Genomic DNA, 6,191 nt, shown 5'->3' with positions numbered 1-6,191 from the left:
GGCGCCGGGATTGGCGGTGTAGGTGAAGGTGCCGTCACCGTTGTAGGTCACCGTACCTTGGGTAGGCGCGGTGGCCACGGCGACGCCGCTCTGCAAGTCGACGCCGTCGGCGCCCGCGGTGTCATTGGCGAAGACGTCGATGTCGACGCTGCCGTCCTCATCCACCTCGTCTGTCACGGTGTCATCGGCAGCCACCGGACCATCATCAAGGAAGGTGACCGTGAAGGTGTCCTGCGCCGGATCCCCCTCGTTGTCGGTGATGTCCGCCGTCACGGTGACCACGACCGCGTCGTTCGGATCACTGGCGTCCGGATGCGTCATCGCCTGCAGCTGGGTCACGGTGTAGGTGCCGTCATCATTGACGACGATCTGCCAGTCACCGTTGTCCGCCGCCAGGGTGCTGGTGGCGGCATCCCAGGTGGCACCCGCCGCACTCAGGGCCAGCGTGCCGGCACTGTCGCTGCCGTAGGTGGTGGTAAACGCCTGGGTATCGGACTCGAGACCGCCCGTCTCGTCGACCGAGGCATCCGCCACGGTCACGGTCGGCGTGGAGTCCGCGGCGATGCTCAGCGTCACCGTGGCCGTGGCGGTGTCGCCATCCGCGTCGGTGAGGGTGTAGCTGAAGCTGTCGCTGCCCTCGGCGCCGGGATTGGCGGTGTAGGTGAAGGTGCCGTCACCGTTGTAGGTCACCGTACCTTGGGTAGGCGCGGTGGCCACGGCGACGCCGCTCTGCAGGTCGACGCCGTCGGCGCCCGCGGTGTCATTAGCGAAGACGTCGATATCGACGCTGCCGTCCTCAGCGATCTCGCCCACGGCGTCGCCGCTGGCCACCGGGCCATCGTCATTGACGTGGATGGTCAGTGTCGCCGGGTCGGAGACATCGCCATCATCGTCGGTCACGCGCACGGCAAAGGTGTCGGCCAGCTGGTCGGCCTCGCCGGTCTCGCCCTGCGCCGGGTGGTCGATGCTCTGGGCCAGGGTGTAGGACCAGCTGCCGTCGGGGTTGACGGTCAGGGTGCCGTACTCGCCCACGATGGTACTGCCTTCGGCGCCGACAGCGATCCAGTTGCCCTCGGCATCCCGCACCTCGATGAGCGCCAACAGATCGGTGCCGGTATCGATCTGTAGGGTCCCCGACGTCGTCAGGGTGCCACCGCCGCTGCCCTCCGGCAGGGCCGACTCCCAGACCGTGTCGCCATCCCCGTCGAGATCGATGGTGTCAACGGTCGGGAAGGAATCCGGCTCGTCCTCGAGCGCGAGTGCCTCGACTGCCTGTCCCTCGATCTCGGGCGTACCGTCGAGAGACGCCAGGCCGTACTCGAAGGCGAGCGGATTGACGTTCTCGGTGATGCGCGCAAGACGCACGAAGTCATGACCGCCGCCTTCACCGCCGGCGCCCCCGGCACCGGCCGCGGTGGCATCCAGGCCCTCGAGCAGGTCCCCCTCCCCCTCGTCGATTGCCGAGAGCAGGGCCTCCAGATCCTCGTCCTGGGCGCTTGCCTCCTCCGCCGCCACCGGCTGTTCGGCATCGAGATCGGGGGTCATGACGACCTCCTGTCCCCCTTCGATCACCGTGGGGTCCAGGTCGTCGGCGAAGTCGAGCTCCACCCGGCCATTGTCCGAGGTGACCAGCGTCTCGCCCTCCTGCAGGGTGTCTCCCACCCGCAGTTCGCGAAGGTTGCCGGCCTCGTCACGTGCCCAGGCCTGGCCGCTGATGGAGATGATGGTTGCGATGGTCATGAGATGACTCCCTGCGTACGAAACGCGTGTGATGCCGCCCACGGAAGAACGGTTGATAGCATTAAACTAGGCCAGGTTCCGGGGGAGGAATATTGTACTGTTGGGCAGGGCAGCGCCCTGCCATTGACCCACGTCAAGCCAATGGCCTTCTCAGACGCTGCGGAGTCTCATACGGCTTCCCGCTGGGACAGGCGAAGAATCAACTGCAGCCGGTCGCGCACCCCGAGCTTGCGGAAGATGGCTCCGAGATGCGCCTTGACGGTTCGCTCGGTGATCTCGAGCCGGCGGGCCACCTCCTTGTTGCTCTGCCCTTCCGCGACGGCCAGCGCCACCGCCCTTTCGCGATCGGTCAAACCCGAGAGGGCCTCGTCCTGTTGCTGCGACTCCCCGCCCAGGGCCCGGTAGGCGCCGCCCATTACCTGGGCCAGCAGTTCGGGCAGGACCCAGATCCCCTGGTGGCGGGTCACCAGCGCCATCTCCCTCAGCAGCTCAGGGGGCGAGAGCGCATGCGCGTAGCCCCGGGCGCCGGCGTTCAAGGCCCCCAGGGCCTCTCGCGAGCTGGGCGCATAGCTCAGCACCTTGACCATGGCCCCGCGGCCTGCGAGCAGAGTGACCAGACCCAGCCAGCCCTCGATATTGCTCATGACCCACACGCCGTCGCCTTGCCCGGCCTGGGCACGGGCCTGCTGCGGCGTGACCAGGCGCGCCTCCCCGAAGGCCGCGCGCCAGCGAGGGATTTCGTCACGTCCCTGACAGACGAAGAGCTGTGCCATCATCGTTCTCCCATGGAATTGTCCCAGGCCCGCAGCACGGGCTTGAGCAGGTACTGCATCACGGTTCGCTTGCCCGTCATGATGTCCACTTGGGCGGTCATGCCCGGAATCACGTCCAGTTCCTGATGCATCTGGGCGTCTTCTGCCGTCCGCACCCGCACCAGGTAGAAGGTGTTGCCCTCGTCATCGGTGATGGTGTCGGCACTGATGTGGTCGAGCTCGGCCTCGATCCCGCCGTAGATGGCGAAGTCGTAGGCGGTGAGCTTGATGGTCGCCGGCTGTCCGGGACGCAGGAAGGCGATGTCCTGCGGGGCGATGCGCGCCTCCACCAGCATGGCATCGTCGGTGGGCACGATGTCGACCACCTCCTGGCCCGGCTGGACGACCCCACCGAGGGTCGTGATGCCCAGGCGCTGGATCACGCCATCCACCGGCGAGCGGATCTCCGACAGCCGAACGCGGTCCTGCAGTCCAGCGCTGGACTCATTGAGGGCCGCCAGCTCGCCCAGGGTTCGCGAGAGCTCGGTGCGCCACTCGTTGCGGGCTTCCAGCTCGACCTCGCGCAGCTGGGCCTGGGCTTCCTCGATCGCCGACAGCAGACGATCCACCTGAGCCGTGGCCTGGGCACGATCGCCACTGGCTCGGGAGACGTCACGCTGCAGGCGCAGCACCTCGACCTCGGACACGGCTCCGGACTGCAGCAGCGGGCGGGTGAGGTTCAGCTCCTGGCTGGCCATGCCCAGCTCCCTGGCGGCAGTGTCACGCCGCGACTGGGCCTCCTCGAGCTCGGCACGACGTTGGGAGAGCCGCTCCTGCAGGATGCTCTTCTCTTCGGCCAACTTGTCGAGACCGTTCTCGAAGAGCTCGCGCTCCTGATCCACGATCTCGGGCGCACTATCGATCAACGCGTCCGAGGGGGTGAAGGGCGACCCGGTGGCCAGCGCCCGCAGCCGTTCCGCACGCGCCTGAAGGGACTCTGCCTTGGCCCGGTTCTCGCGGAAATTTGAGACGAAGCGGGTGGGGTCGATGCGCATCAGCAGCTCGCCGGCCTCGACCCGCTGTCCCTCGCGGACCGAGATCTCCTGGACGACACCGCCGTCGAAGGACTGCACCCGCTGCAGCTGGCTGGAGGGGATCACCCGGCCCGTCCCACGCGTCACCTCGTCGATGGAGGCGAACCAGGCCCACACCAGCAGGGCGGCAACGGCCAGCACCACCACGTAGAGGAAGCCGCGCGCGCGGATCGGGTCCTGCTGGAGGCGGGCCCAGTCGGCGTCGCTCGCCCAGTCGCGACTGAGGTGCGCGGAACTGACCCGGCGTGCGAAGAGCCGGTCGATGAAGGGCCGGAAGGGCCTTCCACCCGCCTCTGAGAAGCGGCCGATGGCCTCGAAGCCCTGCTGCTCGGCGGTCTTTTTCGAGGTGGCCATCAGCTGGCCCTCCCGATCTGGCCCTTGCGCAGGGCTTCCACCACCTTGTCCCGGGGGCCATCGGCCACCACCTTGCCGGCATCGATGACCAGGATGCGATCGACCAGCGAGAGCAACGAGGTGCGGTGGGTGACGACGATCAGGGTCTTGCCCTGGCCGTAGGCCTTGAGGTTGGCCTTGAAGGCCTCCTCGCTGGCATGGTCCATGGAGCTGGTGGGCTCGTCGAGCAGCAGGATGCGCGGGTCATGGACGAGCGCCCGGGCAATGGCCACGGCCTGCCGCTGGCCACCGGAGAGCATCTGGCCACGCTCGCCCACCGGCAGGTCGACGCCCTGGGGATGCGCATTGACCAGGCTGTCGAGGCCGCTCAGCTTGATGGCGCGCAGCAGCGCCTCGTCATCGACCCCGTCGCTGCCGCCACCGGCGATGATATTGTCGCGCAGCGAGCCGAAGAACAGGCTGACATCCTGGGGCACATAGCCGATATGGCGGCGCAGCTGCACGGGGTCGAACTGGCGGATGTCGACGTCGTCGATCATCACCGCCCCGGCGGTGGGCTGGTAGAGCCCCAGCAGCAGCTTGTTGAGAGTGGTCTTGCCGCAGCCGACGCGGCCCAGCAGGGCCACCCGCTCGCCTGGCTCGATGGTCACCGAGATGTCATGCAGGGCCTCGCGCTCCGCCTCCGGGTAGCGGAAGGAGAGCTTGTCGAAGCGGATCTCGCCTCGCACCACCGGACGGTCGATGAACGTCTTGCCCTCGGGGCGCTCGACCGGCCGCTCCATCACCGCATTGAGCGACTGCAGTGCCGTGGAGGACTGGTGGTACTGCGCCAGCAGCGCCGCGGCCTGGCTGATCGGGGCCATGGCTCGCGACGACAGCAGGTAGGCGGCGATCAGGCCGCCCTGGGTCAGGTTGCCCTCGATGATCTGGTAGACCCCGATGATGATCACGCACACGGCGACGCTGTGCTGGGCCCAGAGCGCCACGCTGGAGACCGAGGAGCTCACGAGGCGTAGCTGCGCGGAGGTGCGCGACAGGAAGGCCGAGGCCTTCTCCCAGGTTCCCTGGATGCGGCTCTCGGCCCGCAGCGTCTTGACCGTCTCCAGGTTCGAAAGCGATTCGACCAGGGTGGCGTTGCGCTGTGCCCCCACCCGCCAGGTGGTCTCGGAGAGCTCGTGGAGCTTGCCCTGGGCGGCCATGGCATAGAGCAGCACGAAGACGATACCCACCAGCACCGGGATCACCAGCGGCGGGCCGATCAGCGCGATGATCCCCGCGAACATCAGCACGAAGGGCAGGTCGACCAGGGCCACCACCGTGGCCGAGCCGATGAAGGCGCGTACCGACTCGAAGGACTGCAGGGTCGCCGCGAAGGAGCCGGTGGAGGCAGGACGCGCCTCCATGCGCAGCCCCAGCACCCGGGCCATGATCGACGACGACAGCTTGACGTCGGCGCGGCTGGCCGCCAGGTCGACGAAGGCGTTGCGCATCAGGCGCAGGGCCAGGTCGAAGCAGAGCACGATGAAGATTCCCGCCGAGAGCACCCAGAGCGTCTCGGTGGCATGGTTCGGCACCACTCGGTCGTAGACGTTGAGCACGAACAGCGGCATCGCCACCGCGAAGAGGTTGATCACCACCGAGCCGGCGATGACGTCGCGATAGAGCTTGCGATTCTCGCGGATCACGCCCCAGAACCAGTGGCGCGAACGCTGCCGATTGACCTCGGGCCCGCGGGCATCGAAACGGAATCGGGGTCGCACGTAGATCGCCTGGCCGCTGTAGCTTGCCTCCAGGCCATCCAGGCTCACCTCGGTCTCGGCATCGCCCAGTTCGGGAAAGATCACCCGGGCGCGGCGCGCCCTGAGGTCGAGGGCCACCAGCACGCAAGCGCGTCCCGGCTCAAGCAGCAGGACGGCGGGGAACAGGGCGGGATTGAGCTGCACCAGTCGGCTCTGGATGATCCGGGCGGTGAGCCCGGCGCGGGACGCGGCGCGGGTAAAGACGCCAGGCGTCAGTCGCCCCTCCTCCAGGGGGAGGCCAGCGGTCAGCGCCTCGGCCGTGACCGCATGGCCATGGACCCGCGCGATGGTCTGCAGGCACTCGAGCAACTCGTCATGCACGGCCGACCGGGAGGGACCCGGCCCCGGATCCAGATCTTCTTTCTGCGACACAACCACCTCGAGAATCGATACGCCCCGCCGAGGTCACGGCGGGGCGAGGTATACCGGCAGGCCGCGCCTGCCAGTGTCCG

The 6,191-nt window shown here is 68.0% G+C and carries 4 protein-coding genes; all 4 read right to left on the bottom strand.

From position 1 onward, the window contains the following. On the bottom strand, nt 1-1,740 hold a 1,740-nt coding region (locus QLQ86_RS05420), incomplete at its 3' end, for a retention module-containing protein (RefSeq protein ID WP_282816163.1). A gap of 167 nt (nt 1,741-1,907) precedes the next feature. Further along, nucleotides 1,908-2,513, bottom strand: coding sequence for a response regulator transcription factor (locus QLQ86_RS05415; protein WP_282816162.1), 606 nt, complete (start codon nt 2,511-2,513; stop codon nt 1,908-1,910). After that, the gene (locus QLQ86_RS05410) at nt 2,513-3,940 is read right to left on the bottom strand and encodes an HlyD family type I secretion periplasmic adaptor subunit (RefSeq protein ID WP_282816161.1); all 1,428 of its coding nucleotides are present in this window, start codon (nt 3,938-3,940) and stop codon (nt 2,513-2,515) included. Before QLQ86_RS05410 ends, QLQ86_RS05415 begins: the two co-directional genes overlap by 1 nt. Then, nucleotides 3,940-6,111 (bottom strand): type I secretion system permease/ATPase, encoded by a 2,172-nt coding sequence (locus QLQ86_RS05405; RefSeq protein WP_282816160.1) that lies wholly within the window; start codon nt 6,109-6,111, stop codon nt 3,940-3,942. Before QLQ86_RS05405 ends, QLQ86_RS05410 begins: the two co-directional genes overlap by 1 nt. Nucleotides 6,112-6,191 lie beyond the last annotated feature (80 nt).

Source organism: Halomonas rhizosphaerae (assembly GCF_030012485.1).
In the GTDB taxonomy this organism is placed as follows: Bacteria; Pseudomonadota; Gammaproteobacteria; order Pseudomonadales; family Halomonadaceae; genus Halomonas; species Halomonas rhizosphaerae.
This window is presented reverse-complemented; position numbering and strand designations above follow the sequence as displayed.